The following is a 25,708-nucleotide window of genomic DNA, read 5'->3' as shown; positions in this document are numbered from 1 at the left end:
GGTCAGTCCCTAAATATAGGCAGAAACCCAAGATTTTTCACCGTTAATCGAACAATTTATCGATATCGTCCTGACTAATCCCCTCACCCTGAAGCTGAGGACCGTTCAGAAGATCGGAATCATCAGGCTCGCTTTCTTTGGCATCGCTTTCCGGAACCGGAAGATCGGCAAAGGCCTCTTCGCCCCAGATCGAGATCATGTTGTGGACACGTTCTTCAACGAATTCCAGTGTCCGGACCACTTTGTTGATACGTTGCCCCGTGATGTCCTGAAAATTGCAGGATTCAAATATCTTTGTAACGATAAAGGCAATCTGTTCAACGTGATCTGCAACAAATTCACTGGGTGCAGAATTTTTCAACGTCATCGCCAGATCATCAATCTGTTCAGCTGATTCCAAAATGGTGTGTGTTGCCATCTCGGTATCTTTGACAATCGCATCCAGTTCCGACGTCGCACTGATGATCCGATCATCGGACGCCTTGGGATGGCGAAGTGATGCAATCTGGACTTTAGCCTTGTGGATATGCTCGTTCATTTCGGCAATCTGGGTGCGGATCAATTCCAGATCATCCCGATCCGGTTCAGCAGCCCCTGGTCGATTGCTATGCGTGAAATTGCTGGAAACCGGCTCAGGCAACACATCAAGCGGGGTGTCATTTGACGCAACAGGTGCAGCAACGTCTGCACTTACGGTGCCGCCAGATGCCACAGCAGCACGCAATTGAGAAACTTCACCCCGCAGCGCACGGATTTCATCCAGGACAGCTTGTGTCAGTTCAGAACCGCCTTCAGATGCACTTGATGATGGCAGTGAAGGCGTCATCGCCTCACCGGCACCAAGTCCGGCCTCTAGCGTCGGATCAAAAAAGGATTCCGACCAATCTTCAACAACCCCACCAGTTCGTTCTTTTAATCGACGTTCGGCAGTGAATACTTTTTGCACGCGACGAGACATGACTGACTTCAAACCTCCGGAACGGGCAATGCCCGAACACATAATCCCCAAACACACCATTTTCTGATGCCGTTCATTTGTACTTCAGACAAGTATAAGGGTTCAGATTGCAACAAGTCCAATGGGTTTCAAGTGCAAGTCATTGAAAAAGAACACCCCAACACAAGGCCGGGGTGTTCTGAAATCGCAAGGCGCGTTGCTTATCAAGCCGTTTCCGGTTTCCAGCGCAACACAGGCTTCCGTGCAGCCGCTGTCTCATCCAGTCGACGACGCGGTGTCAGATAAGGTGCATTCTTAAAGAACTCCGCATCACCCGACTCGGCCTTGGCGACAAGCGACAGGATCGCATCGCAAAACTGATCGATCGATTCCTTGGTTTCGGTCTCTGTCGGCTCGATCAAAAGTGCGCCATGAACAACCAATGGGAAATACATCGTCATCGGGTGGAACCCTTCGTCGATGATTGCCTTTGCAAAGTCCAAGGTCGAGACGTCGGTATCTTTCAGGAAGCTGTCGTCAAACAGGGCTTCATGCATGCAATATCCCGGGAAGGCGACGCTAAGTTTGTCTTTCAGACGTACCAGCAGATAATTGGCATTCAGAACCGCATCCCCGGATGCCTGACGCAAACCGTCCGCACCGTGACTTTTCATATAGGTCAGCGCACGTACGAACATGCCCATTTGACCATGGAACCCTTTCAGACGACCAAGCGGCTTATTGCCATCTTCTTCATCTGCGGTTTCAACCAAATGGAAGCCGTTTTCGGTGCGAACAACATAAGGAATCGGCGCATAGGGTGCCAACGCATCTGAAAACACAACCGGCCCGGAACCCGGTCCACCACCGCCATGCGGGGTCGAAAAGGTCTTGTGCAGATTGATATGCATCGCATCAATGCCAAGATCAGCCGGGCGCACGCGTCCGACAATGGCGTTGAAATTCGCACCATCGCAATAGAAATACCCACCTGCTTCATGCACCAGATCAGCAATCTTGCGCACATCACGTTCAAACAGACCGCATGTGTTCGGGTTGGTCAGCATAATACCGGCGACATCGTCGCCAAGCTTGGCCTCAAACGCGGCAAGATCAACACGACCATCTTCAGTTGCCGGGATCGAATCCACCGTAAATCCACAGGCCGCAGCCGTTGCCGGATTGGTTCCGTGGGCTGATTCAGGCACCAGAACACGACGGCGGTTTTCCCCACGTGCATCAAGAGCCGCACGAATGGCCATCATGCCACACAATTCGCCTTGCGCACCGGCAGCCGGTGACATCGAAACAGCCGGCATTCCGGTCAAAACCAGCAACCAATGTGCACATTGGTCAATCAGTTCCAGCGCCCCCTGTACCGTGCTTTCGGGCTGCATCGGGTGCAAATCGGAAATACCGGGCAAACGGGCGACTTTTTCATTCAGGCGCGGGTTATGCTTCATGGTGCAAGACCCCAGCGGGAAGAAACCGGAATCAATCCCGAAATTCTTCTGCGACATGCGGGTAAAGTGACGCACCACTTGCGGCTCAGACAGGCCCGGAAGACCAACATTGCTTTCGCGATCAAGTCCGCCAAGACGGGTTTTGATGCCTTTGGGTTCTGGCAAATCGACACCGGTTCGACCGGGCTGACCTTGTTCAAAGATCAGTTTTTCTTCCAGAACAAGTCCACGGTTACCGGTATGGGTTGTGAAGGTCATGCCAGCGCCTCCTTCAATGCGTCCACAAGGGCCGCGATATCTTCATCGGTGTTGGTTTCAGTCACCGCGATCAACAGATAATGATCCAGATCAGATCGGTTCGGATACAAACGCGACAGCGGAACACCACCCAGAACGCCCTTGGAAACCAACGTTTCAACGACTTCTGCAGCCGGTTTGCTCAGCTTGACAGTGAATTCGTTGAAGAAGCTGTCATTGACAACCGTAACGCCCGACACCCCATCAAGTGCATCCGCCGTCTTACATGTGTTTTCATGGTTCAACGTCGCCAAACGACGATAGCCATCTTCGCCAAGCAAGCTCATATGCACCGTAAAGGCCAAGGAACACAGACCAGAGTTGGTGCAAATGTTCGATGTCGCCTTTTCACGGCGAATATGCTGCTCACGGGTCGAAAGTGTCAGAACAAAGCCACGCTTGCCATCCTGATCAACCGTTTCACCACACAGGCGGCCCGGCATCTGCCGCACAAGCTTTTGTGTAGTGGCAAACAGACCGACATATGGTCCGCCATAGTTCAGCGCATTCCCAATCGACTGGCCTTCGCCGCACACAATATCGGCACCAAAACTGCCCGGTGATTTGATCGCACCAAAGGCAACGGCCTCGGTAAAGACCACAACCAGAAGCGCACCCTTGGCATGGCATACTTCTGCCAGCTGGGTATGGTCCTGAACACGCCCGAACACATCGGGATACTGAACAACCACACATGCCGTCTGATCATCGATAAGATCATTCAATTCTTCGACAGAGGCCTGCTGTTCAGGATTGCCATCACGGCCGGCAACTTCGGTATCGCTATATTGGCAATAGGTTTCCGTTACCTCGCGGTAATGCGGATGCACCCCACCTGAAAGAACGGCCTTTTTGCGACGGGTTGCACGGCAGGCCATCAGGACAGCTTCAGCACAGGATGTTGCACCATCCCACATCGACGCATTGGCAACATCCATGCCCGTGATCGATGCAACCTGGGTCTGGAATTCAAACAGATATTGCAACGTGCCTTGGGCGATTTCCGGCTGATACGGGGTATAAGCCGTCAGAAATTCGCCACGTTGAATGATGTAATCAACCGTAGCTGGAACATGATGACGATATGCACCTGCACCAAGGAAACTTGGCACGCTTGACGCACCAATATTCTTAGACGCAAGCGCCATCATATCGCGTTCGACCTGCATCTCGCCAAGATGGCTTGGCAGGTCAACCGGTGCATCAAGTAACGCGCCTTCTGGAACGTCACTATAAAGTTCATCGACCGATGACGCCCCGATGGCTTCAAGCATCGCGGCGCGATCAGCGCGTGTCAGTGGGAGATAACGCATGCTTACAGACCTTCGACGAAGTCTTTATAGGCTGCTTCATCCATCAGCTCATCAAGCTGGGATTCGTCAGTCAGAGACATTCTAAAGAACCAGCCATCCGTTTCCGGGGCTTCATTGACCAATGCCGGGTTAACGTCGAGATCTTCGTTGATTTCAACAATCTCACCATCAAGCGGTGCGTAAACATCACTTGCAGCTTTGACCGACTCAACAACAGCCGCATCGCCGTCTTTGGTCAGTTTTTTGCCGATTTCCGGGAGTTCGACATAAACGATATCGCCCAGCGACTGCTGCGCGTAATCGGTGATGCCAACGGTTGCGATACCGTCTTCAAACTCGATCCATTCATGTTCCTGCGAGAATTTTTTAGCCATTGTATCTGTCCCTGTTGATCGATTGTCTGCCAACGCGGCGATCAGCCGCTGATTTTGAAGTATTTCGGCCTTAGCCGCGGAAATAACGATGTGGTGCGAACGGAAGTTCAACAACCTCTGCCGGACGTGCCTTGCCGCGCACCATTAATTCGACCTTGGTACCCGGATCGGAAAATTCAATTGCCACATAGCCCATCGCAATTGGCCCATCGACGGTCGGCCCAAAGCCGCCACTGGTGATTTCACCAATTTCTTCGCCGTCGCTGTTCAAAATTGCGGTGTGTTCACGTGCCGGTGCCTTGCCTTCGGGCTTGATTCCAACGCGTTTGCGATCGGCACCATGTTCCAATTGATCAAGGATGACATCAGCACCCTTGAACCCCCCTTCCGCACGACGGCGTTTGTTAATGATCCAGTTCAGATCACCTTCAACCGGGGTCGTGGTGGTGTCGATATCGTTTCCATACAGGCAAAGACCCGCTTCAAGGCGCAGCGAATCACGTGCGCCAAGGCCAATCGCCTCAACTTCGTCTTCCGCCAGAAGTTTGCGCGCAAGTTCTTCTGCCCCGCTATTGGGAACCGAAATCTCATAGCCATCTTCACCGGTATAGCCTGAGCGGGTGACAAAGCATGGAATGCCTGCAATATCGAGTTCGGCAAAACTCATGAATTTTAGATCGGCGACTTCGGGGGCGAAGCGCGTCAAAACTTTTGCCGCTTCGGGGCCCTGTAACGCCATCAGCGCACGGTCGTAAATTTCTTCAAGGGCAACACCATCGCCAAGATTGGCCCGCATATGAACAATGTCATCATCTTTGCACGCTGCATTGATCACCAAAAACAGGCTGTCGCCCGCATTGGTAATCATCAGATCGTCAAGGATCGTGCCGTCATCATTGGTGAAGGTGGAATAACGTGTCCGGCCGGGTTTAAGGATTGCGATGTCACCTGGCACAAGCTTTTCAAGCTCGGCCACACGGTTTTCGCCGGTCAGGCGGACCTGCCCCATATGTGACACATCAAACAAACCTGCTTTGGCACGGGTATGAAGATGTTCGCCTTTGACCCCCAGCGGATATTGAACTGGCATATCATAGCCAGCAAACGGTACCATTTTGGCGCCAAGTTCTACATGGAGGTCAAAAAGGGCCGTTTTAAGCAGTTCGGTCTGATGATTGGTCATCAAGGACTCCTAGACAGGCGTTGCGAAACATAGCCGACCGATGGCCAACCACATTCCCCCTCTGTCTTGGAGCCTGAAAGAATCACAGCCGACTTATCGTGACGGTCTGCTTACATCTTCGGCGAGACAAGCATCATCAAGATGCCGCCTACTTTCCAGAGTCCCATCTCCCCGCGGTCCGTTTGCCTGAGAGTTTCCGGGGTGGTTGCTCCTTCGGCGTCCGCGCAATCCGTTATGGACCGTGGCACTCTCCCACGGGGATCACTTGGGTATGCGTCCTTATACGGATTTCATCACAGCCCGACCAGCCCCTAATTTCAGGCAATCATCACTAGGGTTTGAACCCTTGGGAATTCAACCGTAATTGATTATTCCAGTCCGAAACGACGGTTATATTCGAGTTGATCGGTGCTGAGCTGGAATCCAAGATAAATCTCGTAATTTGGTCCGGTCCAGACATCATCAAGTGGCACGGAAAGTGTCACCTGCTCATCGCGGAACCGCGCCATGTTCAGGTTCTCGGCAAATGGCATCGTGACATCAAACACTGATTTCTGAACGAAATTGCCGTTCGGATCACGAAGAGCCACAAAATACTTCAACGCAGCGACGCGGCTTTGCGCGGCCGGTCCAAGTTCGGCTGTGATGATCGGGCTGATGATGACATCAAGTGTCTTTTCATCAAGATCATAGCCGCAATCACCAAGGTAACCGGTAAATTCGGCCTCGACGACAACGTCGGTCAAATCCTTGCCTGCACCATTAAACTGAACCAGTTTTGCGGTATCTTTTGGCAAATAGGCCGATGGACAAACAGGAACAGGCTGCTCTTCAAACGGGTTACTGCTGCATGCAGCCAGTAAGCCACCAAGCGAGACCACACCTAATACGCATATGCGTCGAAATCCGTTACCGATCGTCATCCAAGCCTCTATCAAACCAACTTTTTTCTGACCTATGCCTGTTTTGCATGGTCGGGGCGCAGTCTATTCTGTCGCTGTTCTTGGCACAACCCGCTTCGCACGTCGCCACAAAATGAAAACAATGGCAACTTTCAAACATTGCTGAGTCATTGCGCCATACGTTCAGGCGGGTTATGTAACGAGAACGTTTGAATTACTGTGTAAGAACAGCCTTACACAATTTGGAAAGCCGGACCTGTATCATGCCTGATAAAGCCAACCTTCGGATCGTACTTGCCAACCCGCGTGGTTTTTGCGCCGGGGTCGATCGCGCGATTGAGATCGTTGAAAAGGCGCTCGAAAAATACGGTGCGCCGGTATATGTCCGTCACGAAATCGTCCATAACAAGTTTGTTGTTGATCGCCTGCGCGACATGGGTGCGGTTTTCGTCGATGAACTTGATGCGGTTCCAGATGGCGTTCCAGTGATCTTTTCAGCACATGGCGTTCCAAAATCCGTCCCCGAAGCAGCTGATAGTCGCAATCTGGAATATCTCGATGCGACCTGCCCGTTGGTGTCCAAGGTCCATCGCGGGGCTGAACGCCATTATGCCGAAGGAAAACACATCCTTTTGATCGGCCATGCCGGCCATCCTGAGGTTGTTGGTACGATGGGGCAGTTGCCCTTGGGCAGCATGACCCTGATTGAAACCGAAGAAGACGCCGAAAATCTTCAGTTCGCCAATCCGGAAAACCTTGCCTTTGTGACCCAGACGACCTTGTCGCTGGATGACACCGCAAAAATCATCGAAATCCTGCAGCGTCGCTTCCCATGCATTTCGGTGCCCAAAAAAGAAGACATTTGCTATGCGACCACCAATCGTCAGCATGCAGTCAAGCTAATTGCCGAAAAGGCAGAAGCCATTCTGGTTCTGGGCGCACCCAATTCTTCGAATTCCAACCGTCTTGTTGAAGTCGCCAAACGCGAAGGCTGCAACCGTTCGGTTCTGGTCGAACGGGCCAAAGATATCGATTGGAAAAAGCTTGAAGGGATTAAAACCCTTGGCATTACAGCAGGGGCGTCTGCACCGGAAATTCTGGTCGAAGAAGTGATTGATGCTTGTCGCGAACGCTATGATGTGACGGTGGAAACCATCACCCTGACCAATGAAAACGTAACGTTTAAATTGCCGCGTCAGCTTGCAAGTTAAAGCCACGCATCTGCTTATTTCCAAATCAGGACCACGATAAATCCTATGGCCGTCTATACCGACGTTTCAGACGAAGACATCGCTCGTTTTGTCGCCGAATATGATATCGGCGATGTCGTGTCGTTCAAGGGCATCGCAGAAGGTGTCGAAAACACCAATTTTCTGCTGCATACGACCCAGGCCCCTTTTATCCTGACCCTGTATGAAAAGCGCGTGAACCCTGACGACCTGCCATTTTATCTGGGACTGATGGATCATCTTTCGGCCAAGGGATTAAATTGCCCGACCCCGATCCATGGAACGGACGGCGTTGCATTGCGCCGTCTGTGCGGTCGTCCGGCCGCGATTACATCCTTCCTTCAAGGGATGTCACCGCGCCGTATCTTGCCCCATCATTGTGCGGGCCTTGGCACGTCTTTGGCCGAGCTTCATACCGCCGGGCAAGATTTTGAAATCCACCTGCCCAATGCGCTCAGCGTCAAAGGGTGGCGTCCGCTGTTTGAAAGTTGTCAGGACCACGCAGACGATGTCGAACCGGGCCTTGGCAAAATGATCAGTGACGAGCTTGATTATCTTGAAGCCAACTGGCCGCATGCTCTTCCCAAGGGCGTCATTCATGCCGATCTTTTCCCGGACAATGTTTTCTTCTTCCCGGGCAAGGAAGATGTATCTGGCCTGATTGATTTCTATTTCGCCTGTAATGATTTGCTTTGTTACGACATCGCCATTTGCATGAATGCCTGGTGTTTTGAACCTGACAACAGCTTTAACGTTACCAAGGCCAAGAACCTTTTGTCCCAATATGGCAAGGTTCGTGCGCTTTCGGATACCGAATTGGCCGCCCTCCCCATCTTGGCACGCGGTGCCAGCCTGCGCTTTTTACTCACCCGTCTTTATGACTGGGTCAATACGCCAAAAGACGCGCTGGTGACGCCCAAGAATCCCCGTGAATATATCGGCAAGTTGCGCTTCCATCAGAAGGTGGAAAACGCATCGGCCTATGGTCTTGATTAAGGACACGCCTGAATGACTTCGAACACCGGTGATGATAATCACGTCGAGATCTACACCGACGGTGCCTGCAGCGGAAATCCCGGCCCCGGCGGCTGGGGTGCGATCCTTCGGTTTAAGGGCGTTGAAAAAGAATTGTCGGGCGGCGCACCTGAAACCACCAACAATCGAATGGAAATGATGGCGGCAATCAGTGCGTTAGAAGCCCTGAAACGTCCCTGTGTGATCAACATCTATACCGACAGCAGCTATGTCCGCGACGGCATTACCAAGTGGATTTTCGGTTGGCAGAAACGTGGCTGGAAAACCGCGGACAAGAAGCCTGTCAAAAATGTTGAACTGTGGCAGCGTATGCTTGAAGCCCTGAAACCCCATCAGGTTGACTGGCACTGGGTCAAAGGACATGCCGGACACCCCGAGAACGAACGGTGTGATGAATTGGCCCGTCAGGCGATCCCGAAATAAAGTTATTTACATGCAAATTGCCTCAACTGCTTGAAGCTTAAACACTTCATTCCAAAATAGATGGGTCAGGAAGCATGAACTTTTTTATTTATCAGTAAAACAAAATCAAACTTGCGTTTCGACCAACTTCCGGGTTGATTTGAGTCTGACATAGGAGTGTTGGCTCCCATACAAAGGTCGAGTACAGTATATCTGACTAGACTAAGGTTGAGTGCCCAGGAGAGAACGCTTGTCGCGCGGATCGTACGGCTTTTTACAACGGAAGTCCCTAAGCAGCCGGTTGCTATTCATAGCATTGCCGCTGGTTTCTCTGTTCTCGCTCGCGCTGTTTATTGTTTTTGGCTATATCAGCTACAAGGTCCTTCGGGATGACTTGAATGGCAAAGTCGAGCAAACAGCGGATATTAACGCACGCGTTCTTGCCACGCCTTTCTGGTATCTCGACGTTGATAATATCGAGTCTGCATTGAACGCAATGGCGCGTGATCGCGACATTGTTGCCGTGCAGGCCCTTGGTGCCGATGGCACTGAATTTGCCCATACGGGCGTTTCTCAATCCGAATTGAACGACACGCTGCGTCTATCGCGCCGGGTTTATTTTGAACGCAATAATGTCCGCCATGATGTTGGCGAACTGGTGATCTATTTTACAGATGCCCGCGTTCAGGAATTGCTGTTCCGCCGTATCGCGATTGACATGATCCTGTTTGGATTGCTGATTTCGGTTGTCGCTGCCAGCCTTCTGATTGCAAACAAACGGTCGATCAAAGAACCGCTTAATCGACTGCTCCATTCCATTCGAATGACCAAACATGGACGCCTGCGACGTCCTGTCGAATGGAACAGCTCGGACGAGCTTGGCCTTTTGATCCATGAATATAACGAAATGGTCGCCCTGCAAGGTCAGGCACAGGAAGAAGCCCAGCGGAAACAGGCCCTTCTTGAAGCGACCCTTCACAATATTGGCCAAGGTATATGCCTGTTTGACCAAGACCTTAATTTGATGGTCTGGAACGAACGCTATATCGAACTTTTGAACCTGCCCCGTGATCTGGTGAAAGAAGGCACACCACTTTCTGATATCCTGCGCTACAATGGCGAGCGCGGTGAATATGGCGATGTCAGCATTCAGGCCCTGATTTCCGACCGTGTGGCGATTGCCCGACGTCGCGAACCTTATCGCATGGAGCGCACACGTCCGAATGGCCGGGTTATTCAGGTTGACCACAATCCGATGCCCGGTGGTGGCTATGTTGCGACCTATACCGACATTACCGAACGTAAACAGACCGAAGCCCGCATGCGCCATCTTGCCGTGCATGACGTGCTGACCAGCCTGCCGAACCGGACCCTGTTCCTTGACCGTCTGCGTCAGGCATTGCTCTCTGCGCGCCGCTTTCAGCGTGGTGTGACAGTTCTGTTTGTCGATCTTGACCGGTTCAAGGACATCAATGATCACTTTGGTCACGATGTCGGCGATTTGATGATTCAGGAAATGGGCCAGCGCCTGTCGCGTATCATCCGCGATTCCGATACTGCCGCACGGCTTGGTGGTGATGAATTTGCCATTATCCAGACCGACGTTCAAAATATCGAAGACACCATCGTCCTTGCCCAGCGCATCATTGACGAACTGTGCCAGCCATTTGACTGCCGTGGCATTCGCCTGCATTCAACGGCCAGTGTCGGCATCACCCTGTTCCCCGAAGACGGCGAGAACCCGGAACAGCTGGTTAAAAATGCCGATATGGCGATGTATGCCGCCAAGGCCGAAGGCCGCAACAATTATCGCTTCTTCCTGCCGTCGATGCACGAGCGGGTCAAGGAACGCAAAACCATCGAAGAAGATCTGCGCAATGCGCTCGAACAGGATCAGCTTGAACTTTACTATCAACCAAAAATCGACTGCCGCACCGAACGGGTTGTCGGTGCCGAGGCGCTTGTGCGCTGGCACCATCCGGAACGTGGCCTGATCCTTCCGGGCGAATTCATCTCTGTCGCCGAAGAATGCGGCTTGATCAACCGTCTTGGCGCATGGGTTCTTGAAAAGGCCTGCAAACAGACGCAGATCTGGCGCGATACAACGCTGCCGGGATTGCGGATTGCTGTGAACCTGTCCCCGGCCCAGTTCCAGGATGCGGAACTGGTGGCGAGTGTGACCAAAATCGTCAAGGACACGGCCCTTCCGGAAGGCACGCTTGAGCTTGAGATTACTGAATCGATCCTGATGAACAATCCGGAAAAAGCCGTCTCAACTCTCAAAGAACTCAAGGCACTTGGCGTCACGATTGCCATTGATGACTTTGGCACCGGCTATTCATCGCTGAACTATTTGAAACGGTTCCCGGTTGGTTCGATCAAGATCGACAGATCGTTTGTCAACGATATCCATGTGGATTTGGATGACAAGGCGATTGTCGATGCGGTGATCGGCCTTGGGCATAGCCTTAATCTTGAAGTGGTTGCCGAGGGCGTGGAAGAAGTCGAACAGCTTGTCTATCTGCAAGAAAAAGGCTGCGACTTCATTCAGGGGTTCCTGTTCTCAAAACCGCTTCCGGCCAGCACCTTTGAAAGCTGGGTAAGTGAACGCCAGAACAATGAGCCGGCACGGATCGCGGCCAAATCCTGATCGTCCCTAGCTCTCCCCTGATTGGAAACAAAAAACGGGTCCCCCACAAAGGGCGACCCGTCATATTCTATATATCCAGACCGGCTTGATCAGGCATTCATGCCGCTATCAATCGTGAATTCCGAACCGGTGACCACCTTGGCCTCAGGCCCGGCAAGCCATGCGACAAGACCGGCTGTATCATTGGCATCACTATAATCGGGAATGGCCATAACGCTGCGCGCGGCATCGGCGATGTCACTGTCTGACGGGTTCATGTCGGTTTCAGTTGGTCCGGGATGGACAACATTGACGGTAATCTTGCGCGGTCCCAGATCGCGGGCCACCCCACGGGTAAAGCCGATGAGGGCTGATTTTGACAGGGCATACAGGCTAAGCCCCGGCCATGGCACCCGATGTGCAAGGTTACTTCCGGTCGTAATAATCCGACCGCCATCAGGCATGTGGGCCAAAACGGCCTTGGTTGCCACGAAAACCGCCCGCACATTGACATCAACCGTACGGTCGAACTGCTCGATGCTAAATTCGTCAATCGGCGCAAATTCAATAATTCCGGCATTATTGACCAGAATATCGATCTGGCCAAATTGGCTTGCGGCCTGATTGATTGCGGCTTCAATTTCCTCGGCATTGCGGTTGTCGGCCTTTAACGCCACGGCTGTGCCGCCCGCTGCTTTAATTTCACCGACCACATCACGCGCCCGGTCCGGTGCGTTGACATAGGTCAGAACAACTTTGGCGCCGTCACGCGCCAGACGTTTTGCGATGGCCGCCCCAATGCCACGGCTGCCGCCGGTGACGAAAGCAACTTTTTCTGCAAGGTTCTGCATGATGAACTCCATTTATGTAATGATCACTACATAATTAATGGCAGCCTTGATTTTTCCCGTCAATTAATTTATTTAGTGATCATTACATAAATGGAAAAACAGATCATGGCGACACGCGGAAGACCACGCGCATATGACCGGGACGACGCACTGGATAAGGCCTTGGCTCTGTTCTGGGAACGGGGATATGACAATACGTCGATGGCCGACCTCAGCACGGCCATGAAGCTGAGCCCCCCCAGTATCTATGCCGCCTTTGGCAGCAAGGAAGCGCTGTTTGATGACGTGATCGCCCATTACAACAAACTTCACGGCACCATGATCTGGGCTGATCTCGACCGCTTTAAGCATCCAAAAGACGCAACCAAGCATGTGCTGATCGCGTCTGCCAATGCCTATACCCGCGAAGATACGCCACATGGCTGTCTGGTGGTGCTGGCCGCACCACAGGAAAATTCAACCCACGCCACCGTCAATCAGACCTTGCGCGGCTATCGCCGCTCAGTGACCAAAAACTTGCGCAATCTTTATGCCGAAGGCCAACGGCGCGGCCATATCCCGAGTACGGCAAACATCGACACCATGGCGACCTATTACGCCACCGTGCAGACCGGCATGTCGATACAGGCCCGCGATGGCGCAACCCGTAACGAGCTGATCAGCGTCGCCGAAGCTGCCATGATGACATGGCCAAGCCTGATCAGCACATCGCTTGTCAAAGGTTAGGCCCATAACCCGCATCGCCCGAGATCAATAAATGGTCGCCCGCGTCGCGTCCGGTTTACCTTTGACGGACCCGGCATCGGAGTTATCGGTTGATGTGCGGTCGACCAGTTCGACGATTTCGGAAATGACACGCACCAGTTGGTAATCCTTGGGCGTGTAAACCTGCGCAACCCCCATTTGGCGCAAAACCAGCATATCGGCTTCGGGGATGATCCCGCCGACGACAACCGGGATATGTCCGGCCCCTTGCGCACGCAGGTTATTGACCACTTCACGCACCAGCGGCACGTGGGATCCTGACAGGATCGAAAGACCGATCACATGCGCCCCTTCGTCGATGGCGTTGCGCACAAGTTCCTCTGGCGTCCAGCGGATCCCTTCATAAAGCACTTCGATCCCGGCATCGCCTGCTTTGACGGCGATCTGTTCTGCCCCGTTTGAATGGCCGTCCAGTCCCGGTTTCCCAACCAGCATCTTCATCCGTTCACCCAGCTTGTCGGAAACTTCATCGACCCGCTGGCGGAGCTTTTGAATGTTTTCGTCATCCCCGGTCACGATCAGGGATGTAATGCCGGTTGGCGCGCGATATTCACCAAACACATCGCGAAGCGTTTCCGACCATTCGCCGGTTGTCACACCGGCATGGGCACAGGCGATTGAACTTTCCATGATGTTGCGGCCTTCGCTGGCAGCCGATTTCAGATCATCAAGGGATTTTCTAACCGTGACCTGATCCCGATCAGACCGCCAAGCTTTCAGCTTTTCGATTTGTTCCTGTTCGGCCATATCATCCACCGTTAAAATCGACTTTTCACCAGACGTTAATGGCGATGGTTCGGTTTCGGTAAAGGCATTCACACCGATCACTTTGGTAAGACCCGATTCGATATCGGCCAGTCGCCGTGCGTTGGACCGGACCAGTTCCTGCTTCATATAGCCGCTATCAACGGCTGTGATTGCACCGCCCATGGCATCGATTTTGGCAAGTTCTTCGCGTGCCCCTTCTTTAAGGGCGCCGACTTTGCGTTCAATCGCCGGGTTGCCGTCAAACAGGTCTTCATATTCCAGAAGATCGGTTTCATAGGCCATGATCTGTTGCAAACGCAGCGACCATTGCTGATCCCAGGACCGCGGCAGGCCAAGTGCTTCGTTCCATGCCGGAAGCTGCACCGCGCGGGCACGGGCATTTTTCGACAGGACCACCGACAGCATCTCGATCAGAATGCGGTAAACGTTGTTTTCAGGCTGCTGTTCGGTCAGTCCCAATGAATTGACCTGCACCCCATAGCGGAACCGACGATATTTGGCATTTTCGATGCCATATCGATCACGGGTGATTTCATCCCATAGTTCGCAGAAAGCCCGCATCTTGCAAATCTCGGTGACAAAGCGAATACCGGCATTCACAAAGAACGAAATCCGCCCGACCACTTCGGCAAAGTCTTCTTCTGGAACCTGTCCCGAATCGCGCACCGAATCCAAAACGGCAATCGCAGTCGCCAAGGCATAGGCCAGTTCCTGTTCTGCTGTCGCACCGGCTTCCTGCAAATGGTAGGAGCAGACATTCATCGGGTTCCATTTTGGAACCTCGCGATAGGTAAAGGCCGCAACATCGGTAATCAGCTTTAAGCTTGGGGCAGGCGGAAAGATATACGTGCCGCGCGACAGATATTCTTTGATGATGTCATTCTGGGTCGTGCCCTGCAAACTTGCGCGCGCGGTTCCCTGCTTTTCCGCAACAGTAATATAAAGCGATAAAAGCCAGGCCGCCGGGGCATTGATCGTCATGGACGTATTCATCTGATCCAGCGGAATGCCGTCAAACAAGGCCATCATATCGCCCAGATGCGATACCGGCACCCCGACCTTACCCACTTCCCCGCGCGCCAGAACATGATCCGAATCGTACCCGGTCTGGGTGGGGAGATCGAAGGCCACCGAAAGCCCCGTTTGCCCCTTTGTCAGATTCTGACGATACAGGGCATTGGAAGCCGCTGCCGAACTGTGCCCGGCATATGTCCGGATCAGCCAAGGACGATCGCGTTCCGGCTTTGCTGCGCTGCGCTTGTTTTCCATCGACATCGCGACCTCTTGTATTTTTATTACCTTATATCTTTCCGATAATTTCGTTTAAACGTTATTAAATTATCTTATAGACATAACTTGAGTAATTATATAACAATTTGTGCGACGCGATAAAAGCGAAAACAAATATCGCCCTGGTTATCCTTGCACAAAAACCGCAGGACACCGGGGATGCCCGGGGAAAATAAAATAAATTCCGTGGCTTGGAGGATCCGTCGACCGCAATGCAGCATAGTAATTTAATTACCCTGCAGCCCGATCGACCCCGAACAAGGAGTGAAGGCCATGAATACCAGTGCTGAAGTGTTGCCGTTCCGTGGCGGCCAGGAAGAAAAAGATCTTTATGAAATCGGCGAGATCCCGCCACTCGGCCATGTGCCCAAGAATATGTATGCCTGGGCGATTCGCGAAGAACGCCATGGCGAACCCGATACCGCCATGCAATGCGAAGTCCTGCCGGTAACCCAGCCTGATAGCCACGAGGTACTTGTTCTCGTGATGGCGGCTGGCGTTAACTATAACGGCGTATGGGCATCCCTTGGTCAGCCGATCTCAGTCTTTAATGTGCATGACTGTCCATTCCATATTGCCGGTTCCGATGCATCAGGGATCGTCTGGGCGGTTGGTTCCAAGGTCACGCGCTGGAAAGTCGGCGACGAAGTGGTCATTCACTGCAATCAGGATGACGGCGACGACGAAGAATGTAACGGCGGCGATCCGATGTTGTCCCCGACCCAGCGTATCTGGGGCTATGAAACGCCCGATGGGTCGTTCGCGCAGTTTACCTGTGTGCAGGCACAACAATTGATGCCGCGTCCCAAGCACCTGTCCTGGGAAGAAAGTGCGTGCTACACGCTGACCCTTGCCACGGCATATCGCATGCTGTTTGGTCACCGTCCGCACATTCTGCGTCCGGGCCATAATGTTCTGGTCTGGGGGGCGTCTGGTGGGCTTGGATCCATGGCGATCCAGTTGATCACCACCGCCGGAGCCAATGCCATCGGGGTGATATCCGATGAAAGCAAACGCGACTTCGTGCTGGGCCTTGGTGCCAAGGCCGTGATCAACCGCAAAGATTTCAATTGCTGGGGTCAATTGCCGACGGTCAACGGCCCGGAATTTGGCGACTATATGAAAGAAGTCCGCAAATTCGGTAAGGCCATCTGGGAAATCACCGGCAAGGGCAATGACGTTGATATCGTCTTTGAACATCCGGGCGAACAGACCTTCCCGGTGTCGTGCAATGTCGTGAAACGCGGCGGCATGGTTGTGTTCTGTGCCGGAACGACCGGCTTTAACCTGACCTTTGATGCACGGTTTGTCTGGATGCGCCAGAAACGTATTCAGGGCAGCCACTTTGCCAACCTGAAACAGGCGGCACAGGCCAACAAGCTGATGATTGAACGCCGCATTGATCCAAGTATGTCCGAAGTCTTTAGCTGGGATGATATCCCGCGCGCCCATATGAAGATGATGCGCAACGAACACAAACCCGGAAACATGGCGGTGCTGGTTCAGGCAAAACGCCCCGGCATGCGCACACTTGAAGAAGCAGTCGAAGGTTAATCCCACATTGGGGTTGTGCCCTCAAGCCGCCCCTGCCCTAGACTGCTTGTTGGCACCCCAAGCGCCTTCTCGCCCGATCGGCGTGCGGGGTGCCACCACCCTTTTAAGAATTTCGATTTGCATACCGACCAGTGCAATCGCCCCACACGGTTGCCGACCCGAGGACCCCATAATGACCGATACCGTAATTTTGCCTAACCTCGAACGTTTGTGTGATGATGCGCTGGCGGCACTGGCCCCTGTTTACGACGCCGCTGAAAATGCTTTGCGCGCGTCGGTAACGGTTGATGGCCGGATTGATGCGGCAGCATTTGACGACAACCAGTTTGCTGCCCATGGCTTTGCCTGGTTCACCACCTATGTCACCGCCTTACAGCAGATGAAGGCATGGTCAACCCGCCTGAAAGATCAGGGCAAATTTGGCCAGCTTGAGCAATTGATCCTGCAAGCGGCCTTTGGCGAATATCTTGCCCAAATTCAGGGCGGCATTCCAATGTCGCAGGGCGAAATCATTCGACTTTCGACCCTTGGCCTACCCGACAGCCTTATCAAAACGCTTGGCGCGAATGCATCGGTCATTACCCTTGCCACGTCGGGTAATTCAGATGCGGTCCGTCGGGCAATTGCCAAGGAAATCGAAGACAGTCTTGATACGGGTCAGTTTGGTGAAACCGGGCTTGAAGATGAAACACTTGATATGGTCCGCGACCAGTTCCGGCGTTTTGTTGATGAGAAAGTATCCCCGCATGCCCATGGCTGGCATGAACGCGATGAATTGATTCCGATTGAAATCGTCAATGAGATGTCCGAACTTGGCGTGTTTGGCCTGACCATTCCCGAAGAGTTTGGCGGGCTTGGCATGGGAAAAACCGCCATGTGCGTTGTGACCGAAGAACTTTCGCGTGGTTATATTGGGGTCGGGTCGCTTGGCACCCGTTCGGAAATTGCCGCGGAACTGATCCGGCTTGGCGGGACCGACGCACAAAAACAGCATTACCTGCCCAAACTGGCATCGGGTGAAATCCTGCCAACGGCGGTATTTACAGAACCGAATAACGGATCGGACCTTGCCCATTTGCGCACCCGTGCGGTCAGGGACGGCGATCACTATAAGGTGACCGGTAACAAGACATGGATCACCCATGCTGCCCGGTCCGATCTGATGACCCTTTTGACCCGCACCAATCCGGATGAAGCCGGTTATCGCGGATTGTCGATGTTGCTTGCTGAAAAGCCGCGCGGAACCAACGACAATCCGTTCCCGGCCGATGGCATGTCGGGTGGCGAGATCGAAGTGCTTGGCTATCGTGGTATGAAGGAATACGAGCTGTCCTTTGACGGGTTTGAAGTCCCGACCGCCAACCTTCTGGGCGGCGAAGAGGGGCAAGGTTTCAAACAGTTGATGGCAACTTTTGAATCCGCCCGCATTCAAACGGCGGCACGTGCAGTCGGGGTCGCGCAAAACGCGCTTGAGATCGGCATGCGCTATGCCAAGGATCGCGTTCAGTTTTCCAAACCGCTTTATGCCTTCCCGCGTGTTTACGGCAAAGTGGCCTGGATGGTTGTCGAAACCATGATCGCGCGTCAGTTAACCTATTTCTCGGCTTTTGAAAAAGATCAGGATATCCGCTGTGATATCGAAGCCGGGATGGCCAAACTTCTGGGGGCGCGTGTGGCATGGTCGAATGCAGATAACGCGCTTCAGATTCATGGCGGAAATGGTTATGCGCTTGAGTATCAGATCAGCCGGGTGCTCTGTGATGCCCGCATTCTAAACATTTTTGAAGGTGCTGCCGAAATTCAGGCGCAAGTTGTCACCCGTGGGATTCTTGGCCGGTAAATGGCTAATATATTGAAAACATACAATTTTCATTGCGAACCGTGGCCCCTGTGAACAACGAGGCCAAACTTGGCCCGTCAGGATTGACGGGCCACTTTTTTATATCAACCTAAAGTATGATATATTTCGCCCTTACCTGTGGTGCTAGACTAGATAGAAGTCCAAACAGAAACCTAAAAAATCTGGGGGATGCCGGCTAAAATGCCGACAGGGAAAAGGGAGAGACGTTAAAGATGAACCACGCCTCTGCAACGCAAGAAAACACAATCTTTGCGCGTATATCCGAAGCAAAAGGCATTTTTGAACAACATGCCGATCAACTTGCTGAAAGTCTTGTCGCAGAGTTGTTTGGAACAGGTCAAAGCAGCGCCGATCCCGACGATCCGCGAAGCCATGTAAAAGGCCTTGCCCAACGATTCCGCGCAATGGCAAATGCGACCTCCGCAAGCGAGTTCAACCGTTGCTTTGATGATCATATTTTAGCTGACCAAACGGCCGATTTATCCCCAGATCGCTTGGTGCTTGCCTATCACAAGACCGCAGCGAACTGTGCGCTCCTGGCGTCGCGTACCAAAGGTGTGCGGTCGACCCCGACCTTAATCGAAGCCGCCCGCTGTGTTTTGATGGCCGATATGGCGTGCCTTCTGGCCGCCAAGCAAACGTTGATTTCGCAACAACGTGCGGTATCGGAAATCCAGTCGATGTCCGAAATCATCGAACGTGAAACAGATAACATCATCTCGGAAGTCGGGTTTCAGGCTGGCCGCACCAATGACGTTGCCCAAGCCATGGAAAATGATGCAAGTGATCTGTCACAATTGGTCGAACGCATCACGACGACAACGGAAATTGCCAGCAACAATGTCTCAACCGTTGCATCCGCGACAGAAGAGCTTCAGGCATCCAGCCATGAAATTGCTGACCGAATTCATAAAACCACCGAAATCGCTGGTCAGGCTGTCACCCGTGCGCAGGAAACATCCCATACAATGAACAGCCTGTCGGAAACGGCAAGCGAGATCGGCAAAGTCGTCGATATCGTTAAACGCATTTCTGATCAGACCAAGATGCTTGCCCTGAATGCGACCATTGAAGCCGCCCGTGCCGGTGATGCCGGCAAGGGATTTGCTGTGGTCGCGAACGAGGTCAAAAATCTTGCGACACAGACCGAAAAAGCCATTCTCGACATCAATTCGCAAATCACCGCCATTCAAGGTGCGACATCCGAAGCCGTCGTCGCAATTGAAGGTATCGGTGGGGCAATTGACGAAGTTAGCCAGCTGTCTTCTGATATTTCGGCCTCGGTAGAACAACAAACCGCCGCGATTGCAGAAATTTCGGCCAGTGCGCAAGAAGTCTCCACCCATATGCAGGGCATTTCTGACGATATTGAATTGGCCAGTGCGAAGTCGCAAAATGCCAGAGAAACCGCAGAAAACCTTCGTATTCTTTCTTCAAACATCCGCAATGACATCAATGAAATGGAAAGCCGGTTCCGGATGGTTCTGCGCAGTGCCGAAGGGTCAAACCGACGTCACGAAGAACGCGTCCCGATTGCCGTTGATATCAAAGTCGATTTTGGCAACGGTGATGTTCGCAATGGTGTTACCGCAGATATGTCCTTGGCAGGTTTGCTTGCCCGTATTGATGCCAGTGAAAAAGACCACGATAAACCGGTCATTATCACCATGGATGATGGTACAATCCTGAACGGCATTATCAAGGCGGTTTCCGGACTTGGCACCCATGTTCAATTGACTGAACTGAATGATCACGCCAATCAGGTCATTCTTGGGCATATGAAGAAAACCCATGAACATGACGCCAAGATTGCCGATCTCGGCAAAGAACTGGCGACTGATTTGGCCAAGGTTCTTGAAACCGGACTGCGGAATAAGGAAATCACGCGCGATGATCTGTTTAGCCCGCGCTATGAAGCGATAGTCGGTAGTGATCCGAAACAGTTCATGACACCTTATATCCCGTTCACAGATCGCAACTTTACACCACTTCAAGAAGCCATTCTTGCGAAGGACAAACACATTGTCTTTGCTGCGGGTGTTGATTCAAACGGGTACCTGCCAACCCATAACAAGATTTACAGCCAGCCGCAGAAGCCCGGTGAACCTGCCTGGAACATGGGCAATTGCCGCAACCGCCGCATCTTTGACGATCGTGCTGGTCTGATGGCCGCCCGCAATACCAAACCACATCTTCTGCAAACCTATTTCCGCGACATGGGGGATTCTGTTGTCTTTATGAAGGAATGTGACGTTCCAATCATGGTCAATGGCGAACAATGGGGCAATTTACGGATTGGCTATCGCGCCTGACGATTTGGAAACGAGCGAACAATAATAACAAAACACCCCGGTCATCTGGCCGGGGTGTTTTACATTTACGTATTACCGATCAGATCGGGTTGAACGCATTAGCTGTGGGAATGCAAAATCGCTTCTGCAATTTCGCGTTCAATTTCGGCCGGATAGTCATAAAATCCCGGTTTGAAAGATGCCGCACCACCCGATGCCAACCAGTCAATCCCGCGAATAAGGATGGCGGAAAACGGATCAAACAGATCCTTGCCCGACCCCCCCATACCCGGCGCAAGGTTCAAAAGACTGCCCCGGTTCAGAAGATAAACTTCGCGACCGTTATCAAGATCGAACCGTTCAATGTAGCGGCGCATTTTCGTGCGGCTTTGTCCATCAAGCCATGCAACATCGATCTCGGTGTTTGAATGGCCGACATTGACCAATACGGCACCCCGACGGGCCTGTTTGACCTGCGTTTCACCCAAAATGCCGGAATGACCCGTGGCGGTGACAATGATCGCGTTTTCCTTGAGCCCGTCTTCAAGGCCAACCACACGGCATCCATGATGCTGGGCTTCAAGCGCGCGGACCGGATCATGTTCAGCAACCGATACCACCGCACCAAGATTACGCGCACGTTCGGCAACACCGCGCCCCACCGGACCAAAGCCAACCACAAGAACGGAACGACCATAAAGTGCGAGGCCGGTTACATTGGAAAAGACCGGCCACATTTCCTGTGCCACATGATGACGGTTATGCAGGCGATCTTTGATTGCGATATCGTTCCAGTTAAAGACCGGGAAGGAATAATCAAGTTTCTCAACCCGGTGCACACCGGTTGTGGTGGCTTCAAGCGCGCCATCAACCTTCTGGCCCTTTTGAACAAATGCCTCGATCAATTCCCCGCCCATATCCGCGACAATGTCAGCAGGCTCGGATGACAGGATATCGATGCTTTTGGCATATTCGTCCGGGCTCATCCCGGAAAAGGCATGTACTTCAACACCGTTGGCCGCCAGATAGGCTGCTGCGACGTCATCGGTACTATCAGGATTACATGCACCAACCTTGACCTTGGCACCGGCCTTCACAAATGGCAGCAAGGTCGGAATGGTGTCTTCCAAGACATGCTGGAAACTGACAATCGTTTTGTCGCGCAAATCACGTTTGGCAACATAATTTCCGTATTTTGCCGTGACCGGACAAATCACTTCACGCCATGCAAGCGTTTCGTCATTGATCTGGTTGGCAAGGGTGGCGTCCTTGATTCGGCTGGTCATGGGTAATTCTCTTAACTTCGTGGGCGAATGAATTCCCCACTAGTTAATGGGAGCGTGACCGGATGGAAAGCATTTCTGACCATCCGGTCAATTTTCAAACCCTTAATCGCGTGATGGAATGTCCAGCCCGCGTTGAACCGCAGGACGTTCAAGCCCCCGGGCAAGCCATGCCGGGACATTGACCAGTTTATCAAATTCAACCAGATCACCCGCGTCATAGAACCCAACCAGGTTACGCACCCAGCCGATAGTTGCGATATCGGCAATGGTGTAGTCATCGCCCATGATCCAGTCACGCCCTTCCAGACGGGTTTCAAGCACGCCAAGCAGGCGTTTGGATTCATTGACATAGCGATCCCGCGGACGCTTGTCTTCGATGTCTTTACCGGCAAATTTATGGAAGAAACCAAGCTGTCCAAAGATCGGGCCAAGACCGGCCATCTGGAAATAAACCCATTGAATGGTTTCCATACGCTTGGCCGGATTGGTTGGCAAAAAATTACCGGTTTTTTCGGCCAGATATTGAATGATCGCCCCGGATTCAAACAACGCAAACGGTTCACCATTCGGGCCATTCGGATCAATGATCGCCGGGATTTTGCCATTGGGGTTCAAGGACAGGAATTCCGGAGTCCAGGTCTCGTCCTCGCTGATATTGATCAGATGCGGCTCATAATCCAGACCGGTTTCCTCAAGCATGATGGAAACCTTCACCCCGTTGGGCGTCGGCAGGGAATAAAGCTGAATAATATCGGGATTTTGTGCTGGCCAGCGTTTGGTAATGCCGAAATTGGAAAGATCACCCATGGTATCGCCCTTTCTAAGTCAATGCGCTTATTGATGTCATTGACCATAACATGTAGCGCATCACATCGATTGTGCCACCGGCAATATGGCAACGGATTGTTTCCCCAACCTCGTTGGACTGGCATTCCGCACGCCCCACCCGATCGTCTGACATACCGAAACCGGCCTGCTTATGGCAGACCGGCTTCGTCTTTTAAGGCTGCTCGTACCCGGTGAAAAGGCTCACCGGTCCGCTTTGCTTACCAAGCCCGATATTTCAGGAATTTACCGTCAAGGGTGATGACAACCCGGTCACCTTTCGGATCTTCCTTACGCTCGATATACATCTCGTAATCAATGGCGCTCATGATGCCATCGCCGAATTTCTCGTGGATGATTTCCTTGATGGTTTCGCCGTAAACACCGACGATTTCATATAGGCGATAGACAGCCGGATCGGTTGGAACCGCCTGATCCCAGATTTTCATCGGGCATTCCTGAATGACGGCCGATGCTTCTGGCGGAAGGCCAAACAGGGCAACCAGCATATCGGCCTTGTCCTTTGGCGCGGAATTCATGCCAAAACAAACCGAGGTCGTCCAGACCGGCGACATGCCGATCTTGCTTGCAACTTCTTCCCAGCCAAGACCTTTGGCCTTTTTGGCTTCGATGATCATTTCTTTGACATCTGCTTTTTTCACAGCTTTTCTCCTTCTCGGTAATCAACGTTTGGATCTGGTTTATTTAGCCCGACTGACGGCAGATTTGCGGTTATCCTTCGGGTCCGAAAGCACCTCGTGCGCGCCGAACCGAACGATGGATGGCTCAGAACTGCCGCCATCTTCCTGCTTGCCCGCAAGCGCCCTGGAGCGGGTGGCAAGGAATTCGACAAGGTGATTTCGGATGTCGTAATAGTCGGAATGATGGATGATGTTGGCCCGTTCGCGCGGACGTGGAATTTCGACTTGGACCGATTCTGCCACACGGGCATAGGGCCCGTTGGTCATCAGCAAAATACGGTCCGCCAGCAAAATTGCTTCGTCCACATCATGGGTGATCATGAATACGGTCTGATCTGAGCCAGACCAGATACGGATGAGTTCATCCTGAATGCTGCCACGGGTGAGCGCATCAAGCGCACCAAATGGCTCATCAAGCAGCAACAGTTCCGGCTGGATTGCGAATGCGCGTGCAATCGAAACACGCTGACGCATCCCCCCTGACAATTGAGACGGTTTGCGAAGCTCCGCACCACCGGCCAAGCCAACCATCTCAAGATACTTCATCGAATGTTCGTGGACCTGTTTTTTGCTCCAGGACTTGTGACGGGCCTGCACGGCAAAGGTCACGTTTTTCAGGGCCGACAGCCAAGGCAGCAGGGAATAGTTCTGAAACACGATACCGCGATCAAGACTAGGCCCCGAGACCTCCTTGCCGTTCATAATCACCCCGCCTTCGCTTGGTTCATCAAGCCCGGCAAGAATGTTAAGGATCGTCGATTTACCACAGCCAGAATGACCGATAATGCAAACGAACTCGCCCTTCTCAATGCCAAGATTGACGTTTTCAAACACGGTGAGGGCGTCTTCACCCTTGGGTGCTTTAAACCGTTTGCTTAGGTTCTGTACGCTCAGGAATGGTGTCGACATTTCAGGTCTCCTTATTCCTGGTACTGCACAAGACGTGCGCAATAGGCAAAGGCGGTATCAAGCAGCATGCCGACAACACCAATCACGAGGATCGAGAACACCACACTGGTCAGATCAAGATTGTTCCATTCATTCCAGACGTAGTAGCCAATCCCCGTACCCCCCACGAGCATCTCGGCGGCAACAATAACCAACCAGGCAATGCCGATTGAAATTCGCATACCGGTCAAAATCGTCGGGGCAGCCGCGGGCAAAATCACAATCCATGCTGTTTTAAGCGCACCAAGTTCGTGTGTGCGCGCAACGTTGACCCAGTCCTTGCGAACCCCGGCCACACCAAAGGCCGTATTGATCAGCATTGGCCAGATCGAACAGATGAAAATGACAAAGATCGCCGATGCCTGGCTGTCCTGAATGACAAACAGCGCAAGAGGCATCCAGGCCAAAGGTGATATCGGTCGAAGCACCTGAATGAAGGGATCAAGTGCCTTGTACATCAACGGCGACATCCCGATCAAAAAGCCGACCGGAATGGCAATGGCTGCTGCAAGGAAATAACCGCTCAGAACCCGATACAGCGAATAGCCAATCTGAATACCAATCCCCTTGTCATTGGGACCTGCATCATAGAAAGGATCGCTCAGTTCTTCCCACGCCTTGGCGAAGACGGCTGAGGGTGGTGGCACAGCCGCTTTTGGCTCGCCCCCGCCCATCAGCAATTCATATTCGGTAAGTTCGCCGGCAAGCTGCTGCTTCGGGCTGGCGGCCTCCCATAACCCAAGGAGAACCGCCAGCAACACGAGAGACAAAAGCAAAGCCCTGGCATTTAAAGATGCCAGCATG

The 25,708-nt window shown here is 52.6% G+C and carries 21 protein-coding genes and 2 riboswitches; of the genes, 8 read left to right on the top strand and 13 right to left on the bottom strand.

Translation table 11 applies throughout. From position 1 onward, the window contains the following. Positions 1 to 43: 43 nt before the first annotated feature. The 6 genes from ACQ0MK_RS20160 to ACQ0MK_RS20135 all read right to left on the bottom strand — a co-directional run bounded on the left by ACQ0MK_RS20160 (position 44) and on the right by ACQ0MK_RS20135 (position 6,490). Positions 44 to 958 carry a protein phosphatase CheZ gene (locus ACQ0MK_RS20160; RefSeq protein ID WP_430474136.1) on the bottom strand — a complete coding sequence of 305 codons (915 nt, stop codon included), beginning with the start codon at positions 956 to 958 and terminating at the stop codon, positions 44 to 46. A 203-nt stretch (positions 959 to 1,161) separates the two neighbouring features. Continuing rightward, positions 1,162 to 2,658: an aminomethyl-transferring glycine dehydrogenase subunit GcvPB gene (gcvPB, locus tag ACQ0MK_RS20155; RefSeq protein WP_430474135.1), complete on the bottom strand. Its 1,497-nt coding sequence runs from the start codon at positions 2,656 to 2,658 to the stop codon at positions 1,162 to 1,164. After that, positions 2,655 to 4,010: an aminomethyl-transferring glycine dehydrogenase subunit GcvPA gene (gene gcvPA, locus ACQ0MK_RS20150; protein ID WP_430474134.1), complete on the bottom strand. Its 1,356-nt coding sequence runs from the start codon at positions 4,008 to 4,010 to the stop codon at positions 2,655 to 2,657. The genes gcvPB and gcvPA overlap by 4 nt, the downstream gene beginning before the upstream one ends. Before the next feature lie 2 nt (positions 4,011 to 4,012). Beyond that, positions 4,013 to 4,384, bottom strand: coding sequence for a glycine cleavage system protein GcvH (gene gcvH / locus ACQ0MK_RS20145; protein WP_430474133.1), 372 nt, complete (start codon positions 4,382 to 4,384; stop codon positions 4,013 to 4,015). A gap of 70 nt (positions 4,385 to 4,454) precedes the next feature. Beyond that, positions 4,455 to 5,567 carry a glycine cleavage system aminomethyltransferase GcvT gene (gene gcvT / locus ACQ0MK_RS20140; RefSeq protein WP_430474132.1) on the bottom strand — a complete coding sequence of 371 codons (1,113 nt, stop codon included), beginning with the start codon at positions 5,565 to 5,567 and terminating at the stop codon, positions 4,455 to 4,457. A 59-nt stretch (positions 5,568 to 5,626) separates the two neighbouring features. Next, positions 5,627 to 5,728: riboswitch (glycine riboswitch) on the bottom strand. A gap of 3 nt (positions 5,729 to 5,731) precedes the next feature. Beyond that, positions 5,732 to 5,832, bottom strand: a riboswitch (glycine riboswitch). Positions 5,833 to 5,935: 103 nt separating this feature from the next. Next, entirely contained in the window at positions 5,936 to 6,490 is a 555-nt protein-coding gene (locus ACQ0MK_RS20135) for a hypothetical protein (RefSeq protein WP_430474131.1), read from the bottom strand. A gap of 242 nt (positions 6,491 to 6,732) precedes the next feature. Between ACQ0MK_RS20135 and ispH the strand changes: the two genes are divergently transcribed. The 4 genes from ispH to ACQ0MK_RS20115 all read left to right on the top strand — a co-directional run bounded on the left by ispH (position 6,733) and on the right by ACQ0MK_RS20115 (position 11,785). After that, positions 6,733 to 7,680, top strand: a complete 948-nt coding sequence (gene ispH, locus ACQ0MK_RS20130) for a 4-hydroxy-3-methylbut-2-enyl diphosphate reductase (RefSeq protein WP_430474130.1) — start codon at positions 6,733 to 6,735, stop codon at positions 7,678 to 7,680. Between the two features lie 45 nt (positions 7,681 to 7,725). Next, entirely contained in the window at positions 7,726 to 8,694 is a 969-nt protein-coding gene (locus tag ACQ0MK_RS20125) for a homoserine kinase (RefSeq protein WP_430474129.1), read from the top strand. A 12-nt stretch (positions 8,695 to 8,706) separates the two neighbouring features. After that, on the top strand, positions 8,707 to 9,156 hold the full coding sequence (gene rnhA, locus ACQ0MK_RS20120; protein ID WP_350040926.1) for a ribonuclease HI: 450 nt from the start codon (positions 8,707 to 8,709) through the stop codon (positions 9,154 to 9,156). Between the two features lie 229 nt (positions 9,157 to 9,385). Further along, positions 9,386 to 11,785, top strand: a complete 2,400-nt coding sequence (locus ACQ0MK_RS20115; RefSeq protein WP_430474128.1) for a putative bifunctional diguanylate cyclase/phosphodiesterase — start codon at positions 9,386 to 9,388, stop codon at positions 11,783 to 11,785. An 89-nt stretch (positions 11,786 to 11,874) separates the two neighbouring features. Here ACQ0MK_RS20115 and ACQ0MK_RS20110 read toward each other — a convergent pair whose 3' ends face one another. Then, a complete protein-coding gene (locus ACQ0MK_RS20110; RefSeq protein WP_430474127.1) occupies positions 11,875 to 12,615 on the bottom strand; it encodes an SDR family NAD(P)-dependent oxidoreductase in 741 nt (246 codons plus the stop codon). Positions 12,616 to 12,705: 90 nt separating this feature from the next. Here ACQ0MK_RS20110 and ACQ0MK_RS20105 point away from each other — a divergent pair, with 90 nt between their 5' ends. After that, positions 12,706 to 13,341, top strand: coding sequence for a TetR/AcrR family transcriptional regulator (locus ACQ0MK_RS20105; protein WP_430474126.1), 636 nt, complete (start codon positions 12,706 to 12,708; stop codon positions 13,339 to 13,341). Between the two features lie 24 nt (positions 13,342 to 13,365). Here ACQ0MK_RS20105 and ACQ0MK_RS20100 read toward each other — a convergent pair whose 3' ends face one another. Further along, positions 13,366 to 15,423, bottom strand: a complete 2,058-nt coding sequence (locus ACQ0MK_RS20100) for a methylmalonyl-CoA mutase family protein (protein WP_430474125.1) — start codon at positions 15,421 to 15,423, stop codon at positions 13,366 to 13,368. A 288-nt stretch (positions 15,424 to 15,711) separates the two neighbouring features. Between ACQ0MK_RS20100 and ccrA the strand changes: the two genes are divergently transcribed. The 3 genes from ccrA to ACQ0MK_RS20085 all read left to right on the top strand — a co-directional run bounded on the left by ccrA (position 15,712) and on the right by ACQ0MK_RS20085 (position 21,165). Continuing rightward, positions 15,712 to 16,992, top strand: a complete 1,281-nt coding sequence (gene ccrA / locus ACQ0MK_RS20095) for a crotonyl-CoA carboxylase/reductase (protein WP_430474124.1) — start codon at positions 15,712 to 15,714, stop codon at positions 16,990 to 16,992. Positions 16,993 to 17,164: 172 nt separating this feature from the next. Next, positions 17,165 to 18,832 carry an acyl-CoA dehydrogenase family protein gene (locus ACQ0MK_RS20090; RefSeq protein WP_430474123.1) on the top strand — a complete coding sequence of 556 codons (1,668 nt, stop codon included), beginning with the start codon at positions 17,165 to 17,167 and terminating at the stop codon, positions 18,830 to 18,832. Between the two features lie 233 nt (positions 18,833 to 19,065). Then, entirely contained in the window at positions 19,066 to 21,165 is a 2,100-nt protein-coding gene (locus ACQ0MK_RS20085; protein WP_430474122.1) for a methyl-accepting chemotaxis protein, read from the top strand. 98 nt (positions 21,166 to 21,263) lie between these two features. Here ACQ0MK_RS20085 and ACQ0MK_RS20080 read toward each other — a convergent pair whose 3' ends face one another. From ACQ0MK_RS20080 to ntrB, 5 genes are all read right to left on the bottom strand, one after another. Further along, positions 21,264 to 22,430: an adenosylhomocysteinase gene (locus ACQ0MK_RS20080; RefSeq protein ID WP_430474121.1), complete on the bottom strand. Its 1,167-nt coding sequence runs from the start codon at positions 22,428 to 22,430 to the stop codon at positions 21,264 to 21,266. Positions 22,431 to 22,532: 102 nt separating this feature from the next. Continuing rightward, positions 22,533 to 23,237, bottom strand: a complete 705-nt coding sequence (locus ACQ0MK_RS20075) for a glutathione S-transferase N-terminal domain-containing protein (RefSeq protein ID WP_430474120.1) — start codon at positions 23,235 to 23,237, stop codon at positions 22,533 to 22,535. A gap of 239 nt (positions 23,238 to 23,476) precedes the next feature. Beyond that, positions 23,477 to 23,917, bottom strand: coding sequence for a cyanase (gene cynS / locus ACQ0MK_RS20070; protein ID WP_350040936.1), 441 nt, complete (start codon positions 23,915 to 23,917; stop codon positions 23,477 to 23,479). A gap of 39 nt (positions 23,918 to 23,956) precedes the next feature. Continuing rightward, entirely contained in the window at positions 23,957 to 24,865 is a 909-nt protein-coding gene (locus tag ACQ0MK_RS20065; RefSeq protein WP_430474119.1) for an ABC transporter ATP-binding protein, read from the bottom strand. Between the two features lie 11 nt (positions 24,866 to 24,876). Beyond that, on the bottom strand, positions 24,877 to 25,707 hold the full coding sequence (ntrB, locus tag ACQ0MK_RS20060) for a nitrate ABC transporter permease (RefSeq protein ID WP_350040938.1): 831 nt from the start codon (positions 25,705 to 25,707) through the stop codon (positions 24,877 to 24,879). Position 25,708: the final 1 nt, after the last annotated feature.

The sequence above is a fragment of the Thalassospira lucentensis genome, assembly GCF_050516545.1.
GTDB lineage: Bacteria > Pseudomonadota > Alphaproteobacteria > Rhodospirillales > Thalassospiraceae > Thalassospira > Thalassospira lucentensis_C.
Note: the sequence above shows the minus strand (reverse complement) of the source record. Positions and strands in the feature narration are given on the sequence as shown.